Below are 22,919 nucleotides of genomic sequence, written 5' to 3' on the forward strand. Positions count from 1 at the left end.
CTCGGGACGCTCAGGACACGGTCTGGCCCAGGCGCTGGTCCACGAAGCACCAGCGCCAGTCCTCGCCCGGCTCGAACGAGCGCACCACCGGGTGGCCGGTCTCCTTGAAGTGGGCGGTGGCGTGCTTGCCGGGAGAGGAGTCGCAGCAGCCGATGTGACCGCACTCCAGGCACTTGCGCAGGTGGACCCATCGCATGCCGCGCTCCAGGCACTCCTGGCAGCCTTCCGGCGTGAGCGGCTCGTGGTCGGTGGTCACGAGCATGTGTTCGCAGTTACCCATGCCGCAGATGCTACGGCGCTCGGCCGGGTGACCGGCGCCTCCCGGTCGCGGGGCCGCTCGCACCGAACCTCTACGAAGTGCCCATCCGAATCTGCACACGGCCTCCGTAGGTTGATGGGCCATGACGATGGCGCACACCGGCGGTTTCACCTCCTGGCTGCACGACTTCGAGGGCGCGGCGCTGCTGCGGCGCACCTGGGGCGACCCGGACTGGAGCGCGGGAGCGCGGCTGGCGCCCGCCCTCGTACGCAGCCTTCAGCGGTTCCAGGTGGGGGAGGACGGCGACGGCGCCCGCCTCCTGGACAAGGCGCGCCGGGCGGGCGACCCCGTGTACGCGGAGGCGGTCCGCCTGTTCGTGGCGGAGGAGCGGGAGCACGCCCGCCTGCTCGGCCTGCTCCTGGAGTCGGCGGGCGCCACGACGATCTCCGGTCACTGGACCGACGCCGTCTTCGTCCGGCTGCGGCGGCTCCTCGGGCTGCGCACGGAGCTGATGGTCCTGATGCTCGCCGAGGTCGTCGCGCTCGGCTACTACCGCGCGGTGCGCGACGGCGTCGGCGACCTCCTCGCCTCGGAGGTCGCGGGCCGGATCCTCGCCGACGAACTGCGCCACGTGCCCTTCCACCGGGACCGGCTGCGGCGGTCCTTCCTGAGATCGTCCCCGTTACCGCGGACGGTCGCCAGGGCCGTGTGGTGGTGGCTGCTGGCGGGCGTGCTGACGGTCGTCGTGCTGGGCCACGGCGACGCGCTGCGCGCGGCGGGAGTGTCGCGCACCGCCTTCGTCCGCGAGGTCGCGGGGTACTTCCGCGGGGTCGTCGCCGAGGTCATGGCGCGGTGAGGGAGGGGACGGCGCGGGGCCCGGCTCCGGTTTCCGGCGGCGAGGGGGCCCGGCTCCGGTTTCCGGCGGCGAGGGGACTCGGCTCCGGTTTCCGGCGGCGCGGGCGGAGGGAGCCGGTTCCGGAACCAGCGGGCGGAGGGCCGTGAACGGGAGCCCGGTTCCGGATTCCGCGGCGGCGGGCGGTGGTTGGGTAGGGTGATCGGCATGCGACTCCTCCCGCTCGCCGCCGCAGGCGCGGCCGCCGTCCTGCTCGCCTCCGGCTGCGCGACCGTGGACAAGGCCCAGTCGTGCGCAGAGGCGACGCAGCTGATCAGCCGGACGGTCAGCGAGATCGGCAAGGCCGTCAGCGACCCCGCCACCATGCAGCGGAAGATCGAGGAGGGCGCGACAGGGCTGGAGGACATGGCGAACAAGGCCGCCGACACCACGCTCAGGGACGCGCTCCAGGGGCTCGCCGACAGTCTGCAGAAGCTCAACGTCGACGACGCCAACGCGGCGGTGGACGCGGCGCAGAAGGTCGCCACCGACGGCGCGACCTATCTGCGCCAGGCCGGCGAGGCCTGCCTCTAGCCTCCACGGGCCGGGGAGACGGTAATGGCAACCCCGACAAGGCGAGGGGAAAAGGGGCGAAAATAGCGTTCTCGTATGGAAGAGAACGAACCAGACCCTCGTTTCGTCCTCGCCAACGAGCGTACGTTTCTCACCTGGATCACCACCTCGCTCGCGCTGAGCGCGGGCGGCATCGGCATCGCGGTCGTCCCCGAACACGTCTTCGTGCCGTGGGTGCGCACTCTGCTCGCCGTCGTGCTCGTGCTGCTGTCCGCCGTGGCCGCAGGCTCGGCCTATCCCCGCTGGCGGCACATCGACCGGGCGCTCCGGCAGGACCGCGCGCTTCCGCCGCCCGCCCTGGCCCCCGTGTTCGGGTTCGGCGTGGCGGCGGTCGCCGTACTCGCCCTCGTCCTGGTCCTCCTGGCGAGGTGACCGCTCCCGTGGGCGAAGCGCAGAGGCCGGGCCTGCACAGCGAGCGGACCCGGCTGGCCTGGGTCCGCACCGCCATGACCATGGCGTGCTCCGGCATGGTCATGGCGGGGCTCGCCGTACGGCACGATCGGCCGGGCTCCGCCGCCCTCTTCGCGGCCGCCGGGCTGGCCGGGGCCGTCCTGCTCGTGCGCACCGGGACGCGCCACAGCCGCCTCGAACGGGCGCTGAGGCATGGTCACCCGCTCGACCACCGGCTGGACGTGGTCGTCGCCTGGGCCGGCGCGCTGGCCGTCGCCGTGGCGGCGCTAATTCTCGTGCTGGCCCTGGCCGGGTGACCCTGCCCCCGGCCGCCGGACCGGGAGCGGGCCGTCGCCCGCGCGCGGTGAGGAGGAGCGGCATCGCACCGGCGGATCACGACGGAGGAGCTCTCAGATCGCCGGCACGGCCTCCATGCTGTGCGGGCGCGTGCTCGTCTGCAGCCGGATGCCGCCGATGGCCGTGACCGCCGCCCTGTCCGCGTTCTCGCCGGCCCAGGCCTCCGCCTTGGCGCGCAGGGCCGGGTCGGGGGACAGCAGTGTGCCCGCCATCTTCGCGAAGAGGTTCGCGCACGTCTTCGTCCCGGGGCCGAGCTTGCAGTCGGCCTTCACCGACACCAGCCGGTCGGGCGCGTCGTACCAGATGAAGACGGACATCCGGCGGCCGGCGGCGTCGCCGGGCCGGCAGATCATTCCCGTCTTCGCGCCGGTCAGCGGGTCGGGCGCCGCGGTCTTCGCGCACCTCCAGGAGCCGGCCGCCCGCAGCCAGTCCACCGTGACCATGGTGACCGTCGCCTTGGGCAGGTAGCGCTGCCTGCCCGCCGGGAACCTCTCGGGGAAGGCGGGCGCGGCGGCGTCCGTCACCGGTTCCGTGGTCGTCAGGCCTACGGCGGCGCCGGTGACGCCGCCCAGCGCCAGCGCCGCGATCAGCGTGCCCACCGTGACCAGCACGAACACCGCTGTTCCGCCGCGGCGTCCTGCGGGGGCGATGCCGGGAGGCGCCGGAGCAGGTGGCACGCCGGGGCCCTGCTGGGCCGGGGGTCCTGGGGGCGGCTGCACCGGCTGCCAGGAGGCGCCGTCCCACCAGAACCTGCCGTCGGGCGAGTACGGCCGGCCGGGCGGCGCCCCCATCAGTGCCTCCTGCTCATCGTGAGCTCGACGGACCTGGTGTTCGCCTCGCGCTCCAGCGTGTACTCCCAGTCCATGATGAACGTCACGTCCCCGTCGCCGGTGATCTGCTCGGTCAGCCAGCCACGGACCTTCTCGGCTGTCGAGGGATCGTCACGGTGCGGCAGGGCCGCGAACCACGACGTGTAATCCAGCCCGGCCGCCGCCGTGGTGCTGTCCGGATTGACGATCCTGGCCTCGACCTTGCTGATGTACTCGGAGAAATCCGCCCCGCTGACGGAGCGGAAGAGGTCGGCCTCGAAGCGCACTCTGCCGATGCTCAGCCGGCACGACCAGAACTGCCTGTTGTCCACGCAGGTGTGCCCCCGGCCCTGCAGCGCCTCGACCACGGTGCCGATCCCGATGCCGGGAACGCAGTCGTGGCCGCAGTATTTCGTGTCCTGGAGGCGGTCGTGGCGCGCGACGGCGTACGCCCCCAGGCCGGCGAGCAGGAAGGCGACCAGGCCGATCACCCCTACCGCGATCCGGCGGCGAGGCCTGCGGCCGCTCGGCGGCAACTCCACTGTCACGAAGACAGGAGTATGGCAAGGATTCCGCACAGGCGGGGCAATCGCCGCCAATCCCGAATTCGGCGTGCGGCGGGGCATCGGGAACGTCCTGGCCACCGGCGTGAACCGGCCGGTCGCCCATGGCGGCGAGGGGAGTGGGCCGCGTCCTCCAGGAGGTCGGAACCGGCGGTGCGGGCGACGGGCGGCAGGCCGCCGGTCACCCGCACCGGGTTCTCAGTACCAGTTGTGGGACCGGAAGTGGCCCCAGGCGCCGCACGGCGAGCCGTAGCGGCCCTTGATGTAGCGCAGACCCCACCTGATCTGGGTCTGCGGGTTGAACCTCCAGTCGCTGCCTTCGTAGCCCATCTTGTGCCCGGGCAGCGCCTGCGGGATGCCGTAGGCGCCCGAGCCGTGGTTGTAGGCCCGGTGGTTCCAGTTGCTCTCCCTCGTCCACAGGCTGTCCAGGCACTGGAACTGCTGGCCTGACCAGGTGCGGCGGGTGACGAGCCGGAAGGCGTACGCCTTGCTGCGTATCTTCGCCGGGGCCCGGCGAACCCTGGGCGGCTGTGCCGCCGCCCGCGTCGTCCAGGTGCCCACGTGGGTGACAGGCCGGACGCTCCGCGCGGTCCGCGCGGTCTCCGCGGTCCGCTGGGTGTCAGCGGTCTGCTGGATGTCAGAGGTCCGCTGCGTGTCAGAGGTTCGCTGGGTGTCAGCGGTCCGCTCTGCCTCGGAGGCCCACTCCGGCCGGCCGGTCCACGCGGTGTCCCCGGCCGACGCGGTCTGCCCGGCCCAGCCGGCCCATTCCGGCCATCCGGGCCACCCGGTCTCCTGGGGCCGCTCAGGGGCGGTCCACTCGCCGGCCAACGCCACTCCGCTTCCGCCGGCGGTCACGGTGACCGCGACCAGGGCGGCGACTGTGTTGCGTAGAACGCTTCTGCTGTCCAAATCGGTCCTTGTCGTCGGGTCGCGTGCGGAAGCGGGCGCGCGTGGCGCCCTCCGTCCGGCCGCGCCCATGGCGTGGGCGCCGCCGTCCGCTCGGCCCGCACCGGATCATCAAGAACTTCCGGCGGGCACCGCGACGGGTCCTCACGCGGATTGAAATACGGACGGCGGCTCCGCCGGTGGCATCGCGACACACCGCGGCCGGTTCTTTGCCGATCCACCCCCCAACGCCGACCCTCCTCGGAGGCTCGGGTTACCGTGCGGCCGCCCGGCGCGCCCCGCGGCGAGTGCGCGAAGGGCCCTCGTTTAGGGTGCGGACATGAGTGTTCTCGAGATTCCGGTGACCACCATCGACGGAGAGGGCACGACCCTCGGCGCACTGCTCGGCGGCGGGGCCGCCCTGGTCGTCAACGTGGCGTCCAGGTGCGGGCTGACCCCGCAGTACGAGAGCCTGGCCGCCCTCCAGCGGGCGTACGCCGGCCGGGGCCTCACCGTCGTCGGCGTGCCCTGCAACCAGTTCGGGGGCCAGGAGCCCGGCACGGCCGAGGAGATCAAGGAGTTCTGCTCCACGACGTACGGCGCCGACTTCCCGCTGCTGGAGAAGACCGAGGTCAACGGCCCAGGACGGCATCCTCTCTACGACGAGCTGACCGCCGTCCCCGACGCGGCGGGCGAGGCGGGCGACGTCCAGTGGAACTTCGAGAAGTTCCTGGTCGGCTCCGACGGCCGGGTCGTCGCCCGATTCCGCCCCCGCGTCGTCCCCGAGGCCCCGGAGGTCGTCGAGGCGATCGAGAAGGTCATCTCCTAGAGGTCGCGACCCTGGGCCCGCAACTCGCCCGTACGACGAGCTGGGTGGGCAGCGTGACGGCTGGGGGCCGTCTGCCGTGCCGCAGCACGAGTTCGGCGGCGCGGTAGCCGATGTCCTGGGCCGGCTGGGCGATCACCGTCAGCGGCGGGGAGCACAGCTCGGCCCACGGCACGTCGTCGAACATGATGAGCGACACGTCCCTGGGAATCCGCACGTCCAGCTCCCTGGCGGCCAGGACGGCCGCCTCGCCGAGCACGTTGCCGCCCGCGATCACCGCCGTGACGTCCGGCCGGTTCTGCAGCAGCCCCGCGGCGGCGGCGTAGGCGGAGTCACGGCTCGACCGGGCCTGCACGACCAGTTCGCGGTCGGCGGGCAGCTTCAGCGAGGCGAGCGCGGCGGTGAAGGCGGCGATCCGCTGCGACTGCCCGTGCCGGCCGAGGTAGGCGATCTTCCGATGCCCGAGCCCGGCCAGATACTCCACCGCCGTCAGCACCCCCGCCCGGTCGTCGGGCACCACGCTCGGCACGTCCGGCCGCACCCGCCGGTCGGCGAACACCACGTTCAGCCCCGCGCGCAGCGCCGGCGCCCACATGTCCCCGTCTCCTGACGGCACCGCGATCAGCCGGTCCATACTCTGCTCGATGAGCGTGCCGATCAGTTCGGCCTCGCGTTCCGGGTCGTCGCCGGTGACCCCCACCGTGACCGGCTCGCCGTACGAGCGGGCGCACGCCAGCACGCCGTCGGTCAGCCGCGCGTAGAAGCTGTCGGTGATGTCGGGGACCAGCAGGCCGATGCCGCCCGTCCGCTGGCGCCTCAGGTTGCGGCCGAGCGCGCTCGGCCGGTAGTCGAGGCGCGCCGCCGCGGCCAGCACCTTCTCGCGGGTCTCGGCGCTCGCCGAGCCGCCCGACAGGACCCGGGACACGGTGGCCACCCCGACCCCCGCCGCCTCCGCCACTTCCTTGATCGTTATCCGCCGCTGCGTTGGACCGTTCATGGAAACGATTCCACCATAGTTCCATGCCCTGAGTCGCCTAAATCTTGACAATAGGCGGCATTTCACGGGACAGTCATGAAAACGTATCCACTTCCTCTTGTCCCGGAAGCGCGAAGGACTGGCATGGCTTCTATCGTTCTGAACAACGTCGACAAGATCTACGCGGGCGGGGTCAAGGCCGTGAACGGCCTCAACCTGGAGATCAGGGACGGCGAGTTCATGGTTCTGGTCGGCCCGTCGGGCTGTGGCAAGTCCACGGCCCTGCGGATGATCGCCGGCCTGGAGGACATCAGCGGCGGCGAGATCGTCATCGGCGACCGCGTCGTGAACCACCTTCCCCCGAAGGACCGCGACATCGCGATGGTCTTCCAGAACTACGCGTTGTACCCGCACATGACGGTCGAGGAGAACCTCGCCTTCGGCCTCAAGCTGCGCAAGATGTCCAAGACGGAGATCCAGAAGCGCGTCAACGACGCCGCTCGCATGCTCGGCCTGGAGCAGTACCTCAAGCGCAAGCCGGCCGCCCTGTCCGGTGGTCAGCGCCAGCGTGTCGCCATGGGCCGCGCCATCGTCCGCGAGCCCCAGGCCTTCCTCATGGACGAGCCGCTGTCCAACCTGGACGCCAAGCTCCGCGTCTCGATGCGCGCCTCGCTGAACCAGCTCCACGAGCGCCTCGGCGTCACCACCGTGTACGTCACCCACGACCAGGTCGAGGCCATGACCCTCGGCGACCGCGTCTGCGTCCTGCGCGACGGCGTGCTCCAGCAGGTGGACACCCCGCAGAACCTGTTCGACAACCCGGTCAACCTGTTCGTCGCGGGCTTCATGGGCTCCCCGGCCATGAACTTCACCTACGCCGAGCTGGTCCGCGACAACGGCGGCGCGGCCGTGGCCTTCGCCGGCTACCGCCTCCCCGTTCCCGACTCGAGCTTCGCCGAGAAGCCGGGCCTCGACCGCTACATCGGCCGCAAGATCATCCTCGGTATCCGGCCGTCCGACTTCGAGGACGCCGGTTCGGCCAGCGGCAACAGCTCCGGGTGGGTGCGCATCCCGGTACGCGCCAACGTCACCGAGGAGCTGGGCTCCGAGATCAACGTCCTGTTCACGATCGACGCCCCGCCGGTCGAGCACAAGGACACCGTCGCCGCCGCCAACGACGGGGACGACGAGGAGACGACGCTGCCGCTGACCGGCGACAAGTCGCTGTGGACCGCGCGCGTCAACGCCCGCAGCCACGTCCGTCCCGGCCAGGAGATCGAGCTGGTCGTCGACACGCACAACCTGCACTTCTTCGACGTCGACTCGGGCCTGTCCATCGGGCACGAGGCCAACATCGGCCGCTGACCCCGGTCACCCCCGCCGCACGTGTGGCGGCGGGGGATTTCCCGCGGAGCGCGGGCGCGGCACGCGCCCGCGCTCTCGTGCGTCTCCGGACGGCGCCCGCCCGGAGACCCCCACCGGCGTCCCGCGTGCGACCTCGTCGCGCCGGGGGTGGGCATGAAGGCCGCGCCGATCGAGCGCCCGCGAGCCATCGCGGCGCATGCGGCGCGCCAGGCACGCGTGGGACAGGAACGCGGCGGAGGTGACGGCGGTGACCGTCGCCGCCGGCCCCGCGGGCACCCAGCCGAGCGCGACCGCGAGCCCGGCCGTCCCGGCGCAGGCGGCGACGCCGCACAGGGCGGGCGCGGCCCCGCGCGCCTGCCCGGGCCGCCACGGCCGCCGGACGGCGTAGGCCGAGGCCCCCACGACGGCCGCGAGCGCCGGCAGCAGCAGCCCGGCCGCGATCACGGCGGTGCCCCGCCCCGCCGTCAGCGCGGCGGCCGTGCAGGTCAGGACGAACCCGGCGAACAGCGAGCCGGACGGCCCGAGCCGGACCCTGCCCGGCGTCCTGCCGTACGGCAGCGCGGCGAGAAGCACCCCGGCGAGCGCGGCCGTGAGCACCGCGAGGAACGGGTCGCCCAGCACGAGCGCCGTCCCGGTGAGGAACGCGCCGGTGACCGCGGCCACCGCGGCCAGCGCGCCGCCGAGCCGGTCCAGCAGGCCGTACGCGTTGGTCATCGCGACGATCCACATGACGCTGACCGGCCCGTCGAGCCAGTCGCCCGTCAAGGTCACCTGAACGCCGCACAGCACGACCCCGCCCGCCGCCACCGACTCCACGATGAGCCGCGTGGCGAGCGGCAGGGTGCCGACGTCGGCGATGAGGCCGAGCAGCGCCACCGCCGCGGCGGCCAGCAGGACCGCGCTCACCCGCCGGTCGGGCAGGCCGAGGATCGCCATCGCGGCGCCCGCCGTGGCCGCCACCAGCGTCATCCCGCCGAGATAGGGGATCGTACGGCGGACCGGGCGCAGCCCCACGGTGGCGAGCAGGCAGGCGGTGGCGCCCGCGAGCACGGGCGCCAGCGCCGGAACGGGTGTCAAAGGCTCCCCACCTCCGACCGCGTCGCGCCGCGCAGCGCGCGGTAGAGGGCCTCGGTGTCGGCCACCAGCCGGTCCGTGCTGAAAGCGCGCCCGGTCCACGCGCGGGCCGCCTCGCCCATCCTCCGGGCCAGGCCCGGATCCACGAGCAGGCGGACGACGTGGTCGGCCATCTCGTCGGGGTCGAAATCCGTCAGGAACCCGGTGCGGCGGTCCATGACGATCTCCGGGACGCTGCCGACCCGGGTGGCCACCACCGGCAGGCCCGCCATGCCGGCCTCCACGAGCGCGAGCGGCGTGCCCTCGCTGTCGGAGGTGAGCAGCACGACGTCGGCCGCGGCGTACACCGTCTCGACGTCGCGGCGCCAGCCGAGCAGCCGGAAGGAGTCCCACATCGGCATGACGGCCCGCTCCACCTCCTCCTTCAGCTCGCCGCTGCCGCAGACGAGGAACCGGGCGCCGGGCAGCCGGGCGAGCACCGCCCTGGCCACCTCCGCGAACCGGTCGGGCCGTTTGGCCTTCTTCAGCCGCCCGATGTACGCCACGACGGGCGCGTCGAGCGGGACGCCCAGCGCGGCGCGCGCCGGGGCGCGCTCGGGCAGCGGGCCGAGTCCGGTGCCGGGTGGGATGACGACGTACTGCTCGGGCCGGCCGATGCCGGCCGCGAGGAGGTCGTCGCGCACCCGGGCGCCGACCGTGACGATGCGGTCGGTCATCCTGGCGAGCCCGCGCTCGATGCGGACGTAGACGGCCCGCCGGAGACGGGACAGCTGCCCGTCGAGTAGGTGGCCGTGGTAGCTGTGCACCCGTGCCGCCCCGACACCGGAGAGCCGCACCGCGAGGCGGCCGAGCGTGCCCGCCTTGGTGGTCCTGGTGTGCACGATGTGCGGCCGGAACTCGCGCATCGCGTTCGTCAGCCTGAACAGGGCGCGGTAGTCGTCGGCCGGCTTGATCGCGCGGCCGAGGCCCGGCACCCGGTGGACCGGGATCGTCGCGTCGCGAAGCTGCAGGTGGTCGCCTTCGCCGCCGTCGACGTAGCCGGTGTACAGACGGTGGTCAAAGTCCACCGCGCTGAGCCGCTCGCAGAGCCCGGTGACCTGGGTGGCGGGACCGCTCACGTTCATCCGGGCGATTATCTCCATGACACGAATCCGGTCGTCCGGTTTCATGCTGGCTCCTCCCTGATCATGTGGAGAAGCTAGCCCCTGTTCCCACCGCCGACGGGGTGCGCGGACGCCGCCGGAAGAGACTTTTCCCAATCCGTACCCAAGCCTTAAAGCGGACCGGTACGCCAATCCCGCAGGTGACGGCGGGGTCGTCCCTACAGTCGTAGCGTGGCGGAGAAGCTGGTGGTCGTGGGCCAGGGCGCGGCCGGGCTGCCCCTGGCGATGCGTGCCGTGGAGGCCGGGTTCCGCGTCGTCGGCCTGGACGAGGACGAGTGGCGGGTCAAGCGGCTGAACGCGGGGGAGCCCTGCGTCGAGGGAGTCGGCGCGGGCGCGCTGGCCGCCGCGCACGCCTCAGGCCGGTACACGGCGAGCGCCGACGTGGCCGACGCGTCCGGTTTCGACGTCTGCGTGCTCACCGTGCCCGTGCCCGTGCGGAACGGCGCCCCCGACCTCGGCCCGCTCGGCACGGCGGCCGGCCGTACGGCCCCGTTCCTGCGGCCGGGTGCGACGGTGGTGCTGGAGAGCGTCGCCTACCCCGGCACCACGGAGGAGTTCCTGCGGCCACTGCTCGAACACGGATCGGGGCTGTGCGCGGGAGACGACTTCCACCTCGGCCACAGCCCGCGCAGGGCCGCGCCAGGCAACCCGCGCTGGCGGGTCGGCAACACGCCCAAGGTCGTCTCCGGCGTCGACGCGGCCTCGCTGCGTGCGGTGACGGACTTCTACGGCCGGCTGGTGCGGGAGACCGTCCCGGTCTCCTCGCCTCGGGTGTCGGAGTTGTGCGCCCTGCTGGAGAGCGCCCGCGCGCACGTCGACGCGGCCCTGGCGAACGAACTGTCGATGTTCGCCGCGCAACTCGGCGTCGACGTGTGGGAGGCGCTCGGGGCCGCGGCCACCACGCCCTTCGGCCATGCCGCCATGACGCCGGGCCCCGGATCCGAGGACCCCTGCCTGCCGCTCGACGTGGCGTACCTGCCGTGGGGGATCAGGCGCTCGGTGGGACGGACCTTCCGCCTGGTGGAGGCGGCCAACGACGTCAACGCGCACATGCCCGCCCAGGTGGTCGACCGGCTGGGTCTCGCGCTCAACCGGAGGTGCCGCTCGATCAGGGGCAGCAGGATCCTGCTGCTCGGGCTGTCGCCGGTCGAGGTCGCCAAGACGCTGTGCCGGCTCGGCGCCCGGGTGCGGGCCGCCGACCCCCGCGTCGACGACTGCGGCGCCCCCGACCTCGTCGTACCGGCCGGGGTCGAGATCGTGGAGCCGGACGCCGCCGAGCTGGCGCGGGCCGACGCGGTGGTCGTGCTGGGCGGGCAGGACTGCTACGACTACGACCTCGTCCAGCGGGCGAGCAGGTTCGTCTTCGACACCCGGGGCCTGTGCCGCGGCCCGAACGTCGAACGCCTCTGAGTCAGCGGTGGCGCGACTTCGCCAGGCGGCCGACGAGCTTGGGTGGCAGCAGTCTGAGCAGGGCCGCGACCGCCTTGTAACGGGCCGACGGCACGCTCACCCAGGCCCCGCGGGCGAGGTCGCGCATCGCGTCGGCGGCGACCCGGTCGGCCGTCAGCCACGCGAAGCGCGGCAGCCCGGACATGTCGAGCCTGGCCCTGTCGTGGAACTCGGTCCGCACGAACCCCGGGCACAGCGCCATCACCCGCACGCCGTGCTCGTTGACCTCGTTCGCCGCCGAGGCGCTGTAGGTCACCACCCACGCCTTGGTGGCGCTGTAGGTGCCGCCGGGCAGGAACGCCCCGACCGAGGCCACGTTGACGACCCCGCCCCTCCCCTTGGAGATCATGTACGGCATGGCGGCCTGGGTCAGCCGCAGCACCGCCTCGCAGTGCAGCCGCAGCATCCGCACCTCGTCCTCGACGGGAGTGTCCAGGTAGCCGCCGGGGTGCCCGAACCCGGCGTTGTTGACCAGCAGGTCGATCCCGGAGCGCAGCCGCTCCTCGGCCGCCGCCAGCCCCTCCTCCTCCGTCAGGTCGGCGCGCAGCGTCTCCACCGCCACGCCGTACCGCTTGCGCAGAGCCTCGGCGGACGCGGCGAGCCGCTCCCCGTCGCGGGCCAGCAGGACCAGGGAGAATCCGTCGGCGGCCAGACGGCGCGCGAAGGCGGCGCCGATGCCGGCGGTCGCGCCGGTGATGAGTGCGGTGGGCATGACGGCAGCGTACCGACCGCGCGGGTCCGTCCGTCCGGCCGCCGGGCGTCACGCCTCCGTGGTCTGGCTGATCAGCTCCTCCACCTTCGCGTTCAGGCGGGCGGCGCGGGGCCACCCGGCGTAGAGCGTGAGGAACACGACCGTCTCGCGCAGTTCGGCCGGGGTCAGCTCGCCCGAGCGCAGGGCGGTGTCGAGGTGCAGGACGAGCATGTCCTCCATGTCCTGGCCGACGAGCAGGCCGAGCAGCAGCAACCGCCGTTCCCTGACCGTGAGGACCTGCCGGGACCACACCTCGGAGAACATGCGCTCCGCCGTAGAGCCGAAGAAGCCGTCCGGCCCCTCGCCGGCGCCGTCCTCCTCGTCGACCTGCTTCATGTCCCCCAGCCTCTCCCACGGCGATTCCTGACGTCGTGCATCAAGTTGTCGTGTTCCAGGCAGTCAGGCGTTACATCATCCGCTCATCCGGCATGGCCGTCCGATGCGCGGCGTGCGCTTCCGGCGGTCCTCCACTGGGTATCGCCAGAGCGGAGGAGCGCGCCGCCGCCGGAGTTCCGGTGCCGCGGCCGGCTGGGGGAAATGCAACCTCCGCGTAACAAGGGGAATCAGAATTCGGAAAAGATTTGGTCTAGTTTTCTGGCGTGTCGCCGTCTTACCGTGAGATGGACAGGGTGGAAACAGGCACTACTCCCTCGTAGGCCCGCAAAGCGGAGGTTGGGCCCTGGTGGAAAAACCGCGGGTTGGGGCTGGGGCGATAGGCACGGTCGTGGGGGCGGCGATGGCCGCCTCCTTGCTGTCCGGCTGTGCCGGCCCCGAATACACGTACGTCCGCGACGAGACAGGCGGCACCTATTTCAAGGTCCCGGCGTCGTGGCGGCAAATCGACCAGAAGACGCTCGACGAGGCGGTCTACGGCGAAACCGAGTCGGCCACCGCGCAGGCCGTGAAACAGCTCGTGTGGACGACGGCATTCGACGCCCACGCCCGGCCGTCGGCCGGGCATCTGCTGCAGGGGTCGCCCGGAGACGAGGACCAGCCGTTCGTCTTCGCCAAAGTGGAGAAGCTGACCGAGGACGCGCAGAACGCGGTGTCGCTCAACGAACTCCGCAACTCCAGCGGGCTCTATGTCGCCGTGTCGGAGGAGACGCGCAAAAAGATGGAGGAGTCCACGGTCTACAAGGGCTTCGAGTTGCTCGCCGACGAGGTGCTGCCCGTCTCGGACGGCGTGCGCGGGGTGCGCAGCGTGTTCAACTACCGGCTGCTGGGGGGCCCGGTGCAGACCTTCGACGAGACCGCCTACCTGTCCGCCGACGGGACCACGGTCTCCACCCTCCTGATCCGCTGCTCGCCCGCGTGCTACCGCCAGCGGGCCGCGGAGATCGACACCGTCGTCAAGTCCTTCAAGGTCAAGCGCCCCATCAACCCGTGAAGGAGCCCCTCATATGAGCACGGCCCTCCCTCCGAAGCACCATGAGGGGCTTCGCGAACCGGGGTCGGGTCCCGTGGACCGCGACCCTCTCACCAGGAAGCGTCTCCCCCTGTGGGACAGGACGAAGTTCCTGATCCTGCTCGCCGTCGCCTTCGGCGTGCTGGTGTGGAACGAGATCGCGACGTTCTCCGGGATCATCTCGCCGTACGACGCGGTCGTCCTCACGGTGACGAACGCCTCCTGGGTCCTGTGGCTGGCGGGCGCCGAACTGCTCAGGCAGATCCACTTCCTGATCAGCGAGCGGTCGGCCGGCTATCACCGGTTCTGGACCCGCACCGTCTTCGGCGGCTGGAACCGGTGGACCCACCGCAGGTTCAACGACTGGAACCGCTACCGCATCTCGCGCGCGATCAAGTGGGCCGTCTGGATCGCGGTCATCGCGCTGGTGCTCGGCAAGGTGCAGCAGGTCTCGCCGCTGCAGGCGCTGTTCAGCGTGCCGGCCACCGTGTGGGGCTTCCTCCCCATGGTCCTGCAGCTCATGCTGATCATGGTGGTCGCCGTGGGGCAGTTCGTGGCGATCTTCTGGTTCCTCTCGCGGGGCGGCGTCGACGTCTACTACCCCGACGACATCAAGACGCGGTTCGCCGACGTCTGGGGACAGGACCACGTCGTCGAGCGGGTCAAGGAGAACATCGTCTTCCTGGAGAAGCCGGACGAGATCGAGGCCAGGGGCGGCTACGTGCCCAGCGGCATCCTGCTGTGGGGCCCGCCCGGCACCGGCAAGACGCTGATGGCCGAGGCGGTCGCGGGCTCCACGGGCAAGCCGTACGTGTTCGTGGACCCGGGGGCGTTCATCAACATGTTCTTCGGCGTCGGCGTGCTCAAGGTGAAGTCGCTGTTCCGCAAGCTGCGCAAGCTGGCCCTGCGGTACGGCGGCGTCATCGTGTTCTTCGACGAGGCCGACTCGCTCGGCAACCGCGGCGCGCTCGCGCAGGGCGGTCCGGGAGGCTGGGGCCGCTCCGCGCCCGCGCCCTTCGAGGGGGCGGGCTGCAACGGCTTCGCCTACCTCGACCCGCACACCCGCACCGTGCTCGGCCGTCACGCCGCGGGCCCGGCCTCCGAGGCCGCGCCCGCGCGGATGCCCCGCACCGGCGCGTTCGTCAACCGCCTGATGTACGGCGGGGGCATGGGCGGCGGTGGCGGGATGGGCACGCTGGAGGCGCTGCTCACCGAGATCTCCGGGCTGAAGAAGCCGCGCGGCTTCGTCAACCGCCACGTGCGCAGGCTGCTCGGCATGCGCCCCAAGCCGCCGCCGAAGTACCGCATCCTGATCATGATGGCCACCAACCTGCCCGAGGCCCTGGACGAGGCGCTGCTGCGGCCCGGCCGGATCGACCGCATCTACAAGGTCGGCTACCCCTCCAAGGCGGGCCGGATCCGTACGTACCGGGGCTACTTCGACAAGGTCAGTCACGAGCTCACGGACGACCAGATCGACAAGCTCGCCACGATCACGCCGTACGCCACCGGCGCGACGATCAAGGACCTGGTCAACGAGTCGCTGATCACCGCGATCCGCGACGGCAGGGAGACCATCACCTGGTCGGACGTCATGCGGGCCAAGCGGCTCAAGCAGCTCGGGCCGCCGGAGGACGTCGAGTACATCGAGCGCGAACGGCACGCCGTCGCGGTGCACGAGGCGTGCCACGCGGTCGCCGCCTACCGCACCCGCCACCACCTGGAGATCGACCTGGCGACGATCGAGAAGGGCGCCGACTACCTCGGCATGGTGGCCAGCATCAAGCCGGAGGACCAGTTCACCCGGTGGAAGTCGGAGTACGAGGCCGACATCATGGTCTCGCTCGCCTCGCTGGCGGGGGAGCGGATGTTCTTCGGCGAGGACAACTCCTCCGGCGTCTCCGGCGACCTGCAGAGCGCCACCGCGATCACCGGCCTGATGGAGGCCCACTGGGGCATGGGCATCGGGGTCGCCTCGCTGCCCGCGCTCCAGGAGCTCGGCCTGCGCGAGGGCAAGGCGGCCCAGCCGCAGCCCGGGGGCGGCGGCATCGGCTTCACCGGCACACCGGCGGGCCGGCGCGACGAGATGATGCCCGACATGCTCCCCGAGCGGATCGAGTTCAACCTCAGCCGGCTGCTGGAGAAGACGGCCGAACTGCTGCGGGACAACCGCCGCGAGGTGCTGTCGGTCGCGCACGCCCTCGAACAGCACAAGACGCTCAACGGCGACGACGTGGTCGCCGTCATCGAGGGCAGGACGGGCCCGCTGATCGACGGCACCGTCTACACCTCCGACGAGTTCTACGAGGAGATCGAGGCGTACCACACGGCCGCGGTGGCGGCGCACAAGGCGCACAGCGCGGTCCCGGTCGAGCTTCCGCTGCCGCACACGCGGGTGATCGAGGCGTCGGTCGTGACGGCGTCCACCGGCGGCGGCGCCCTGCCGCTGCTGGTCGCCCCGCCGCCGAACGGTGTGACCGGCGGCAACGGGCACGCCACGGCGGTCCAGCCGGCGCCGCCGGCGCCGCCCGACTTCGTGCCGTGGAGCGGCGGCGCGTCGCCACCGGTCACCCCGGCCGCGCACTACGCCGCCGCGCCCGCGGCGCCGCCCCGCAGGTCGCGCGGCGCTCTGTGGGCGGTCTTCGGAACGGTCGTGGCGGTGGTGCTGTTCGTGCTGCTGGGCGCGCTGGTCCTCACCCCGCCGCAGGGCGCCCCCGGGGCGGCCGCGGTCGGCGCCGTGCCCGCGGGCACGGCCGTGCTGCTGGCCGTCGCGCTGGTCGCGGTGATCGGCGGCATCGCCGTCGCGATCCTGCTGGTCCGCTCCCACCAGGCGGGGCGGCGGCGGGCGGAGGAGGCCAGGGACCGGGCGGCGGACCGGGCCCAGTTGCTCGCGGCGGCCATGGACCCCGAGGTCGCGATGCGGCTCCTCGGCTACGACGGCCGGCGAGGTCCCGAGGCGTGAGTCACCGCACCGATCCCCGGTGGGCCGCCCCGCGCGGGACGGCGGCGCTCCGGAGTCAGAGCCGGAAGCCCGGATCGGGCGTGATCTCGGTCACGTCCATCTGGGCCTTCTGCAGGCGGCCCGAGTAGTCCCAGTTCATCGCCTGCCAGCGGGTGAACTGGTCGAGCACCCACATGCCGCTCTGCCTGCTGCCGTTGCCCGACTTGCCGTTGCCGCCGAACGGCAGGTGGGCCTCCGCGCCCGAGGTGGAGTTGTTGACGCTGACCATCCCGGCCGACACGCCCTCGCGGAAGCGGAACACCGCCTTCGGGTCGGTGGTGTAGATGGACGACGACAGGCCGTATCCCGGCCGGTTGGCGAGGTCGATCGCCTCGTCGAGGGTGGAGAACGTCGTCACGCCCACGATCGGGCCGAACGTCTCCTCCAGGAAGAGCCGGTCGTCCGGGCGGACGCCGTCCACGACCACCGGGTGGTAGTAGAGGCCGTCGCCGTCCATCCGCCCGACCGGCCCGGGCAGCGCGGTGTGGTGCGGCTGGATCCAGCCCAGGTACTCCTCGTACCGCTCGGCGAACCTGTGGTCGAGCAGCGGGCCGTACAGCACGTCGCCGTTCGGATCGCCGATCTTCGCGTCGCGTACGGCGGAGGTGAACCGGCGCAGGAACTCGTCGTGCACATCCTCGTGGACGATGACCGTGCCGAGGGACGTGCACCGCTGCCCGGCGGTGCCGAACCCGGAGAACAGGGCGCCCTCGGCGGCGAGGTCGAGGTCGGCGTCCGGCATCACGACCATCGGGTTCTTGCCGCCGAGCTCCAGGCAGGGCGACTGCAGGTGCCGGCCGCACAGCTCGCCGACGGCCCGGCCGACCGCGCTCGACCCGGTGAAGCCGACCTTCTGCACGGTGCCCTCGCCGAGCGCCCGGTCGAGGCCCGCGTACGTCTGGTCGCCGTCGGCGAAGACGAGGTTGAGCACGCCGTCGGGGAGGCCGGCCGCCGCGAACAGGCGGTAGAGCGCGTGCGCGGACGCCGCGGCGTACTCCGCGGGCTTCCACACCACCGCGTTGCCGCACAGCAGCGCGGGCACCAGGTACCACGAGGGAACCGCCACCGGGAAGTTGCCCGCCGTGACGACGGCCGCGACGCCGACGGGCACCCGGAAGGTGAACAGGGTCTTGTCCGGCATCTCCGACGGCACGGTCTGCCCGTAGAGGCGGCGGCCCTCGCCCAGGAAGAAGTCGCAGGTGTCGACGATCTCGCGGACCTCGCCCAGCGCCTCGGCGTACGGTTTGCCGATCTCCTCGGTCACCAGCCGGGCCAGCGTCTCGGCGTTGGCCTCGACCAGGCGGCCGATCGAGGCGATCACCCGTCCGCGCACGGGGGCGGGGACGCGCGCCCACTCCCGCTGGGCGGCCGCCGCGGCGCGGCAGGCGCCGGCGAAGCCGTCCGCGTCCGAGAGCAGGACGGTGGCCACGGTCTCCGCGGGCCGCGCCGGGTTCACCGACTCGTACGGCGTGCCCGAGGAGAGCTCCTCACCCGCGACGACGGAAACGATCTGCCGAGCCACCGATGACCTCCGGAAGTGTTGCTGGTGCCGAGCCTCGATTACACAGTATTTCCAGGCTCGGCGCCCGGCGACAGGCCCTCCTGGTGGGCGACCGCGGCGGCCTGGGTGCGGCTGGTCACTCCCAGCTTGGCCAGGATGTTGGAGACGTGCACGCTGACCGTCTTCTGGGAGATGAACAGCCGCTCGCCGATCTCCCGGTTGGCCAGGCCGTCCGCGACGTGGACCAGCACCTCGCGCTCGCGCGCGGTGAGCGCGGCCAGCCGGCCCGGTTCCGGGCCCGCGGGGGCGGCCGGAGCGGAGGTCCCGTCTGCGGCGAGGACCTCCGTAGCGGGGACGGCCGGGCCGCCCTTCGTGACGTCCTTCGTGCCGGTCGCGGCGGGGTCAGGGAAGCCCGCCCGCGCGCCGACCGACCTGAGCGTCTCCAGGAAGGGCCGGGCTCCGAGAGTGGCGGCGACGCGCACCACGTGCTCCCACTCGGCGCGGGCCGCCGCTCGATCGCCCGCCCGCAGCAGGCTCTCGGCCAGCCGCCACCGCGACCGCGCCTCCTCGTACACGAAGCCGAAGCCGAAGGCGTCGGTGGCGCGCCGCCAGACCTCCGGGTCCGCAGTGCCGTGGGCGCGGTGCCACTCGGCCTCCGCCCGCGCCAGCCAGGCGCCGCCTTCCGGTCCCAGCCGGGCGCGCGGGCCGTTCGGCCCGTTCTGCGCCGCCCACCGCGCCCGGCGCAGCAGGTCGTCGCAGGGCTCGCCGGTCCGGCCGAGGTCGGCGAGCGCCCACAGGCCGGTGGCCGCAATGCGGATCACCCCGGGGTCGAACGGATCGAGCGTCGCGATGACCGCGCCGGCATGGTCGAGCGCGGCCTGGGGGTCGCCGCGCCACAGGGCCTGCTCGGCCGCCATGCCGCGCGCCATGTAGCCGACCAGTTCGTCGGACCAGAACCGGGTCAGCCACCGCAGCCTCTCGTCGGCGCCCGGCCGTTCCCTGCCCACCTCGACGAAGAGGGCGAACGACGACAGCCGGGCCTCCGCCAGGGTGCCGACCCGGACGCCGAACCCTCCGGCCAGCCGTTCGGCGGTGTCCCAGTCGCCGCCCGCGTAGTGCGCGAGGTAGTGGAGGAACCGCAGGTCGGTGCCGTACGTGCTCCAGGTGAGCCCGGTCTCCCCGGCGAGCCGTACGCCGTCCTCGGCGATGCGGGCGGCCACCGCGAGGGCGCCGTTCTCGTAATGGACGCGGGCGAGGTTGAAGTGCGCCCGCAGGTCGATGGACAGGTCGCCCGAGGGCCGGCGGGTGGCACGGGTGAGCAGGTCGACCGCGCGCTCGACGCGGCTCGCCGACTCCTCCTCGATCAGGGCGAGCGTGATGAGGGCACTGGCCTCCGCGTCGCGCGCGCCGGTCGCCTGGGCCACATCCAGCGCCCTGGACGCCGTCGCGGCCGCCTCCTCGTAGCGGTACTGCCGGAACAGGGCGCGGGCGTAGGTGGCCAGGGTCCTGGCCAGCAGCGGGCTGTGCGGCGCGATGTCCACCGCCTCCCGGGCCACGGTGATCGCCTCGGCCTCGTCGCCGCCCGCGTCCGCGAGGTAGTAGGACAGGCGCTCGCCGGTCTCGGCGATCAGGGCCGGGTCGCTCGCCGCTCGCCGCAGCCGTCGCAGCTGCTCGGCCGCGCGGTGGTAGTCGCCGCTCGCGGCCGCCGCCGCCGCGCTGTCCAGCGCGATCCTCGCCCGGGTCTCCCCGGCCAGCCGCTCGGCCTCCGGCACGCGTTCCCAGACCTCCAGCGCCCGTTCGAAGTGCCGGTGCGCCTCCGCCGGCGCGCCCAGCCCCGCGGCCAGCCGCCCGGCCTCCACCGACGCCCTCAGCGCGCCCGGTAGGTCGTGCGCGGCGAGATGGTGATGGGCCAACTCGGCGGGGGAGCCGCCGCGTTCTTCCAGCAGTGCGGCGAAGGTGGCGTGCAGACGCGTCCGCTCGCCGGGCAGCAGGTCGTCGTAGACGGCCTCCTGCAGCAGCGCGTGCCGGAAGGCGTAGCCGTCGCTGCCCGCCGTGAGCAGCCCGCGCGAGACGATCTCGCGCAGCGCCTCCTCCAGCGGCAGGTCGCCGAGGCCCGTGGCGTCGCGCAGCAGGTCGTGGCCGACCCTGCGGCCGGCCACGGCGGCGACGCGCAGCACCTGCCGGGCGGTGTCCGACAGCGTCTCCGCCCGGGCCAGCAGGAGGTCGGAGAGCGTTCCAGGCACCCGCGCCCGCTCCGCGCCCGCCGCGAGCAGCTCCTCGGCGAAGAACGGGTTGCCTCCCGCGCGCTCGATCACGGTCGTCATGCCCCGCCCCGACCCCGGTTCAGCCGGGCCCTCGCCGGACCGGTCGAGAACGCCGAGATACTCCGCCATCTCCTCGTCCGCGAGCGGCGGAAGCTCGACGGAGGTCACCAGCGGCAGCCGCCGCAGCTCGGCCAGCACCGGGCGCAGCGGGTGGCGACGGTGGAGGTCGTCCGTGCGGTAGGTGCCGACGAGGCAGACCCGCTCGCTCTGCAGCATCCGGGTGAGGAAGACCAGCAGGTCCCGCGTGGAGCGGTCGGCCCAGTGCAGGTCCTCGAACACGAACAGGACCGGCTGCCGCCCCGCCACCTCGGACAGCATGTCGAGCACGGAACCGAACAGGCGCTGCTGGGCCAGCCCGCCGGTGGTCGCCTCCGCCGGGCCGGCCTCGTCGCCGGGCAGCAGCCGCCGCAGCGCGGGACGGGCGGCCGCCGCCGCGCCCACCGGGCCGTCCGGGTCGGCGGCGGCGCCGCGCAGGGCGTCGGAGAGCGGCAGGTAGGGCAGCGCGTCGCCGAGCTCGGCGCACTGGCCGACGAGCGTCACGAACCCCCGCCGCTGCGCGAGGCCGCACAGCTCGGTCACGATCCGGGTCTTGCCGATCCCCGCGTCGCCGCCCACCAGCGCGACCCCCGCCAGGCCGCCCGCAGCGGCGTCGAGCACGCCCGCGAGCCGATCGAGCTCGGCGGCACGCCCGATCAGCGCTTTCTGGGGCGTTCGTGCGACCACGCAGGTGAGTATGACACGCGGCCCTGACAGAAACGGAACGCTCTCACGCCCGAAGGGTGACCGCGCACCGCCGCGCCCGGCCCCCGACGCGCCTGGGGGAGGGCCGTGCAACTTTCAGCGGAACATGATCTGAACAGGGCAGGGCCCACCCTGCGGGATGGTCCGTCCATCAGGCGAAACACGGCCTCCCGCTAGGTCCGGGGCGGGCGATGTGTTTCCGCGATGTTTCACAGGCCATTGACGCTGACGTCAGGTGGTCCGATACTTTCGCCATCTCGCCGATACTTTCGGCGAAGCGGACGCCTAGGTGCGGTGGCCGCCGCTTCGGACGCACCGCCACATCCGGCCCCGCAGGCCTTCATGAGGAGGAAGCGCGCACATGATCGATGCCCCCGTACCTTGGAAGGGCCGCAGACGCGGAGGCATGAGGGTGCTCATCGCCCGCGCCTGCGCCGTCGCGCTGGCGGCGGCCGTGGCGATGCTCCCGGGCGTCGCCGAGGCGGCCGTGACGACGAACCAGACGGGCAACAACAACGGGTACTTCTACTCGTTCTGGACCGACAGCCAGGGGACCGTCTCCATGGAGCTGGGGTCCGGCGGCAACTACAGCACCTCGTGGCGTAACACCGGCAACTTCGTCGCCGGCAAGGGGTGGAGCACCGGCGGCCGCAGGACCGTGAGCTACTCGGGCAGCTTCAACCCGTCCGGCAACGCGTACCTGACCCTCTACGGGTGGACGAGGAACCCGCTCGTCGAGTACTACATCGTCGACAACTGGGGCACCTACCGGCCGACCGGCACCTACAAGGGCACGGTCACCAGCGACGGCGGCACGTACGACATCTACCAGACGACGCGGTACAACGCCCCGTCCATCGAGGGCACCAAGACGTTCAACCAGTACTGGAGCGTCCGGCAGCAGAAGAAGACCGGCGGCACCATCACCTCCGGCAACCACTTCGACGCCTGGGCCCGCGCCGGCATGAGCCTGGGCAGCCACGACTACATGATCCTCGCGACCGAGGGTTACCAGAGCAGCGGCAACTCCAACATCACCATCGGCGGCTCCACCGGTGGTGGCGGTGGCGACGGTGGCGGCGGCGGTTCCACGCCTCCCCCGAGCGGCGGTGGCGGGCCGATCAAGGGCGTCGCCTCCGGCCGATGCGTCGACGTGCCCAACGCCAGCACCTCCGACGGCACCCAGGTGCAGCTGTACGACTGCAACGGACAGAGCAACCAGCAGTGGAACTCCACCTCCGACCAGGAGTTGCGGGTCTACGGCAGCAAGTGCCTCGACGCCGCGGGCAGCAGCAACGGCGCCAGGGTCCAGATCTACAGCTGCTGGGGCGGCAGCAACCAGAAGTGGCGCGTCAACTCCGACGGCACCATCACCAATGTCCAGTCGGGGCTGTGCCTGGACGCCGTCAACTCGGGCACCGGCAACGGCACCCAGCTCCAGCTGTACTCGTGCTGGGGCGGCAACAACCAGAAGTGGACACGGAGCTGACGCGGCGGTGACCCCGGCCGTCTCTGCCTCCTGATTCCCTTCGTCACCAATGAGCTCCGGTGCGGCGGTGTCCGCCGCACCGGAGCGTTCTCATGACCGGCGCCGTCCCGCCAGGACCGGGCGGAC

21 protein-coding genes are annotated in these 22,919 nt (G+C 72.5%); 10 read left to right on the forward strand and 11 right to left on the reverse strand.

The genetic code is table 11. The features are described 5' to 3' along the window. Positions 1–10: 10 nt before the first annotated feature. On the reverse strand, positions 11–280 hold the full coding sequence (locus HHX31_RS18475) for a ubiquitin carboxyl-terminal hydrolase 14 (RefSeq protein ID WP_169949521.1): 270 nt from the start codon (positions 278–280) through the stop codon (positions 11–13). A 121-nt stretch (positions 281–401) separates the two neighbouring features. On the opposite strand from HHX31_RS18475, the gene HHX31_RS18480 reads away from it, so the two are divergent. The 4 genes from HHX31_RS18480 to HHX31_RS18495 all read left to right on the forward strand — a co-directional run bounded on the left by HHX31_RS18480 (position 402) and on the right by HHX31_RS18495 (position 2,431). Beyond that, positions 402–1,115 carry a ferritin-like domain-containing protein gene (locus HHX31_RS18480; RefSeq protein WP_249346109.1) on the forward strand — a complete coding sequence of 238 codons (714 nt, stop codon included), beginning with the start codon at positions 402–404 and terminating at the stop codon, positions 1,113–1,115. 204 nt (positions 1,116–1,319) lie between these two features. Then, positions 1,320–1,685, forward strand: a complete 366-nt coding sequence (locus tag HHX31_RS18485) for a hypothetical protein (protein WP_169949522.1) — start codon at positions 1,320–1,322, stop codon at positions 1,683–1,685. Positions 1,686–1,760: 75 nt separating this feature from the next. Continuing rightward, complete coding sequence (locus HHX31_RS18490) at positions 1,761–2,096, forward strand: YidH family protein (RefSeq protein ID WP_169949523.1); 336 nt, start codon at positions 1,761–1,763, stop codon at positions 2,094–2,096. 8 nt (positions 2,097–2,104) lie between these two features. Next, entirely contained in the window at positions 2,105–2,431 is a 327-nt protein-coding gene (locus tag HHX31_RS18495; protein ID WP_169949524.1) for a DUF202 domain-containing protein, read from the forward strand. A gap of 93 nt (positions 2,432–2,524) precedes the next feature. Here HHX31_RS18495 and HHX31_RS18500 read toward each other — a convergent pair whose 3' ends face one another. From HHX31_RS18500 to HHX31_RS34440, 3 genes are all read right to left on the reverse strand, one after another. Continuing rightward, a complete protein-coding gene (locus HHX31_RS18500; RefSeq protein ID WP_169949525.1) occupies positions 2,525–3,262 on the reverse strand; it encodes a hypothetical protein in 738 nt (245 codons plus the stop codon). After that, entirely contained in the window at positions 3,262–3,828 is a 567-nt protein-coding gene (locus HHX31_RS18505; RefSeq protein ID WP_169949526.1) for a hypothetical protein, read from the reverse strand. Before HHX31_RS18505 ends, HHX31_RS18500 begins: the two co-directional genes overlap by 1 nt. A 213-nt stretch (positions 3,829–4,041) precedes the next feature. After that, positions 4,042–4,752, reverse strand: a complete 711-nt coding sequence (locus HHX31_RS34440; protein ID WP_249346110.1) for a transglycosylase SLT domain-containing protein — start codon at positions 4,750–4,752, stop codon at positions 4,042–4,044. Positions 4,753–5,068: 316 nt separating this feature from the next. On the opposite strand from HHX31_RS34440, the gene HHX31_RS18515 reads away from it, so the two are divergent. Continuing rightward, a complete protein-coding gene (locus tag HHX31_RS18515) occupies positions 5,069–5,557 on the forward strand; it encodes a glutathione peroxidase (RefSeq protein WP_169949527.1) in 489 nt (162 codons plus the stop codon). On the opposite strand, the gene HHX31_RS18520 is transcribed toward HHX31_RS18515, so the two are convergent. Then, the gene (locus HHX31_RS18520; RefSeq protein ID WP_169949528.1) at positions 5,547–6,551 is read right to left on the reverse strand and encodes a LacI family DNA-binding transcriptional regulator; all 1,005 of its coding nucleotides are present in this window, start codon (positions 6,549–6,551) and stop codon (positions 5,547–5,549) included. The genes HHX31_RS18515 and HHX31_RS18520 overlap by 11 nt on opposite strands. Positions 6,552–6,674: 123 nt before the next feature. Between HHX31_RS18520 and HHX31_RS18525 the strand changes: the two genes are divergently transcribed. Next, a complete protein-coding gene (locus tag HHX31_RS18525) occupies positions 6,675–7,895 on the forward strand; it encodes an ABC transporter ATP-binding protein (protein ID WP_169949529.1) in 1,221 nt (406 codons plus the stop codon). 6 nt (positions 7,896–7,901) lie between these two features. On the opposite strand, the gene HHX31_RS18530 is transcribed toward HHX31_RS18525, so the two are convergent. Beyond that, positions 7,902–8,972 (reverse strand): hypothetical protein, encoded by a 1,071-nt coding sequence (locus HHX31_RS18530; protein WP_169949530.1) that lies wholly within the window; start codon positions 8,970–8,972, stop codon positions 7,902–7,904. Beyond that, positions 8,969–10,138 (reverse strand): glycosyltransferase, encoded by a 1,170-nt coding sequence (locus tag HHX31_RS18535; RefSeq protein ID WP_169949531.1) that lies wholly within the window; start codon positions 10,136–10,138, stop codon positions 8,969–8,971. Before HHX31_RS18535 ends, HHX31_RS18530 begins: the two co-directional genes overlap by 4 nt. Before the next feature lie 165 nt (positions 10,139–10,303). Between HHX31_RS18535 and HHX31_RS18540 the strand changes: the two genes are divergently transcribed. Then, the gene (locus tag HHX31_RS18540) at positions 10,304–11,542 is read left to right on the forward strand and encodes a nucleotide sugar dehydrogenase (RefSeq protein ID WP_169949532.1); all 1,239 of its coding nucleotides are present in this window, start codon (positions 10,304–10,306) and stop codon (positions 11,540–11,542) included. 1 nt (position 11,543) lies between these two features. On the opposite strand, the gene HHX31_RS18545 is transcribed toward HHX31_RS18540, so the two are convergent. After that, positions 11,544–12,293 (reverse strand): SDR family oxidoreductase, encoded by a 750-nt coding sequence (locus HHX31_RS18545; protein WP_169949533.1) that lies wholly within the window; start codon positions 12,291–12,293, stop codon positions 11,544–11,546. A gap of 48 nt (positions 12,294–12,341) precedes the next feature. After that, complete coding sequence (locus HHX31_RS18550) at positions 12,342–12,668, reverse strand: carboxymuconolactone decarboxylase family protein (RefSeq protein WP_169949534.1); 327 nt, start codon at positions 12,666–12,668, stop codon at positions 12,342–12,344. Positions 12,669–13,068: 400 nt separating this feature from the next. Here HHX31_RS18550 and HHX31_RS18555 point away from each other — a divergent pair, with 400 nt between their 5' ends. Together HHX31_RS18555 and HHX31_RS18560 are read left to right on the forward strand one after the other, a co-directional pair. Further along, positions 13,069–13,719 carry a hypothetical protein gene (locus HHX31_RS18555; RefSeq protein ID WP_169949535.1) on the forward strand — a complete coding sequence of 217 codons (651 nt, stop codon included), beginning with the start codon at positions 13,069–13,071 and terminating at the stop codon, positions 13,717–13,719. A gap of 13 nt (positions 13,720–13,732) precedes the next feature. After that, complete coding sequence (locus HHX31_RS18560; RefSeq protein WP_169949536.1) at positions 13,733–16,699, forward strand: AAA family ATPase; 2,967 nt, start codon at positions 13,733–13,735, stop codon at positions 16,697–16,699. A 55-nt stretch (positions 16,700–16,754) separates the two neighbouring features. Here HHX31_RS18560 and HHX31_RS18565 read toward each other — a convergent pair whose 3' ends face one another. Then, on the reverse strand, positions 16,755–18,260 hold the full coding sequence (locus HHX31_RS18565; RefSeq protein WP_169949537.1) for an aldehyde dehydrogenase family protein: 1,506 nt from the start codon (positions 18,258–18,260) through the stop codon (positions 16,755–16,757). Between the two features lie 38 nt (positions 18,261–18,298). Beyond that, entirely contained in the window at positions 18,299–21,286 is a 2,988-nt protein-coding gene (locus tag HHX31_RS35185; protein ID WP_169949538.1) for a helix-turn-helix transcriptional regulator, read from the reverse strand. Between the two features lie 379 nt (positions 21,287–21,665). Between HHX31_RS35185 and HHX31_RS34455 the strand changes: the two genes are divergently transcribed. Continuing rightward, a complete protein-coding gene (locus HHX31_RS34455; RefSeq protein ID WP_169949539.1) occupies positions 21,666–22,793 on the forward strand; it encodes a glycoside hydrolase family 11 protein in 1,128 nt (375 codons plus the stop codon). Positions 22,794–22,919: the final 126 nt, after the last annotated feature.

Origin of the sequence: Microbispora sp. H11081, from assembly GCF_012999535.1 — a bacterium.
Taxonomy (GTDB): Bacteria; Actinomycetota; Actinomycetes; order Streptosporangiales; family Streptosporangiaceae; genus Microbispora.

Coding starts and splice junctions, on each gene's coding strand:
- HHX31_RS18480 (WP_249346109.1), top strand. CDS start 402: ATGACGATGGCGCACACCGGCGGTTTCACCTCCTGGCTGCACGACTTC.
- HHX31_RS18535 (WP_169949531.1), bottom strand. CDS start 10,138: ATGAAACCGGACGACCGGATTCGTGTCATGGAGATAATCGCCCGGATG.
- HHX31_RS18485 (WP_169949522.1), top strand. CDS start 1,320: ATGCGACTCCTCCCGCTCGCCGCCGCAGGCGCGGCCGCCGTCCTGCTC.
- HHX31_RS18490 (WP_169949523.1), top strand. CDS start 1,761: ATGGAAGAGAACGAACCAGACCCTCGTTTCGTCCTCGCCAACGAGCGT.
- HHX31_RS18560 (WP_169949536.1), top strand. CDS start 13,733: ATGAGCACGGCCCTCCCTCCGAAGCACCATGAGGGGCTTCGCGAACCG.
- HHX31_RS18545 (WP_169949533.1), bottom strand. CDS start 12,293: ATGCCCACCGCACTCATCACCGGCGCGACCGCCGGCATCGGCGCCGCC.
- HHX31_RS18475 (WP_169949521.1), bottom strand. CDS start 280: ATGGGTAACTGCGAACACATGCTCGTGACCACCGACCACGAGCCGCTC.
- HHX31_RS34455 (WP_169949539.1), top strand. CDS start 21,666: ATGATCGATGCCCCCGTACCTTGGAAGGGCCGCAGACGCGGAGGCATG.
- HHX31_RS18525 (WP_169949529.1), top strand. CDS start 6,675: ATGGCTTCTATCGTTCTGAACAACGTCGACAAGATCTACGCGGGCGGG.
- HHX31_RS18500 (WP_169949525.1), bottom strand. CDS start 3,262: ATGGGGGCGCCGCCCGGCCGGCCGTACTCGCCCGACGGCAGGTTCTGG.
- HHX31_RS18515 (WP_169949527.1), top strand. CDS start 5,069: ATGAGTGTTCTCGAGATTCCGGTGACCACCATCGACGGAGAGGGCACG.
- HHX31_RS18555 (WP_169949535.1), top strand. CDS start 13,069: ATGGCCGCCTCCTTGCTGTCCGGCTGTGCCGGCCCCGAATACACGTAC.
- HHX31_RS18520 (WP_169949528.1), bottom strand. CDS start 6,551: ATGAACGGTCCAACGCAGCGGCGGATAACGATCAAGGAAGTGGCGGAG.
- HHX31_RS18550 (WP_169949534.1), bottom strand. CDS start 12,668: ATGAAGCAGGTCGACGAGGAGGACGGCGCCGGCGAGGGGCCGGACGGC.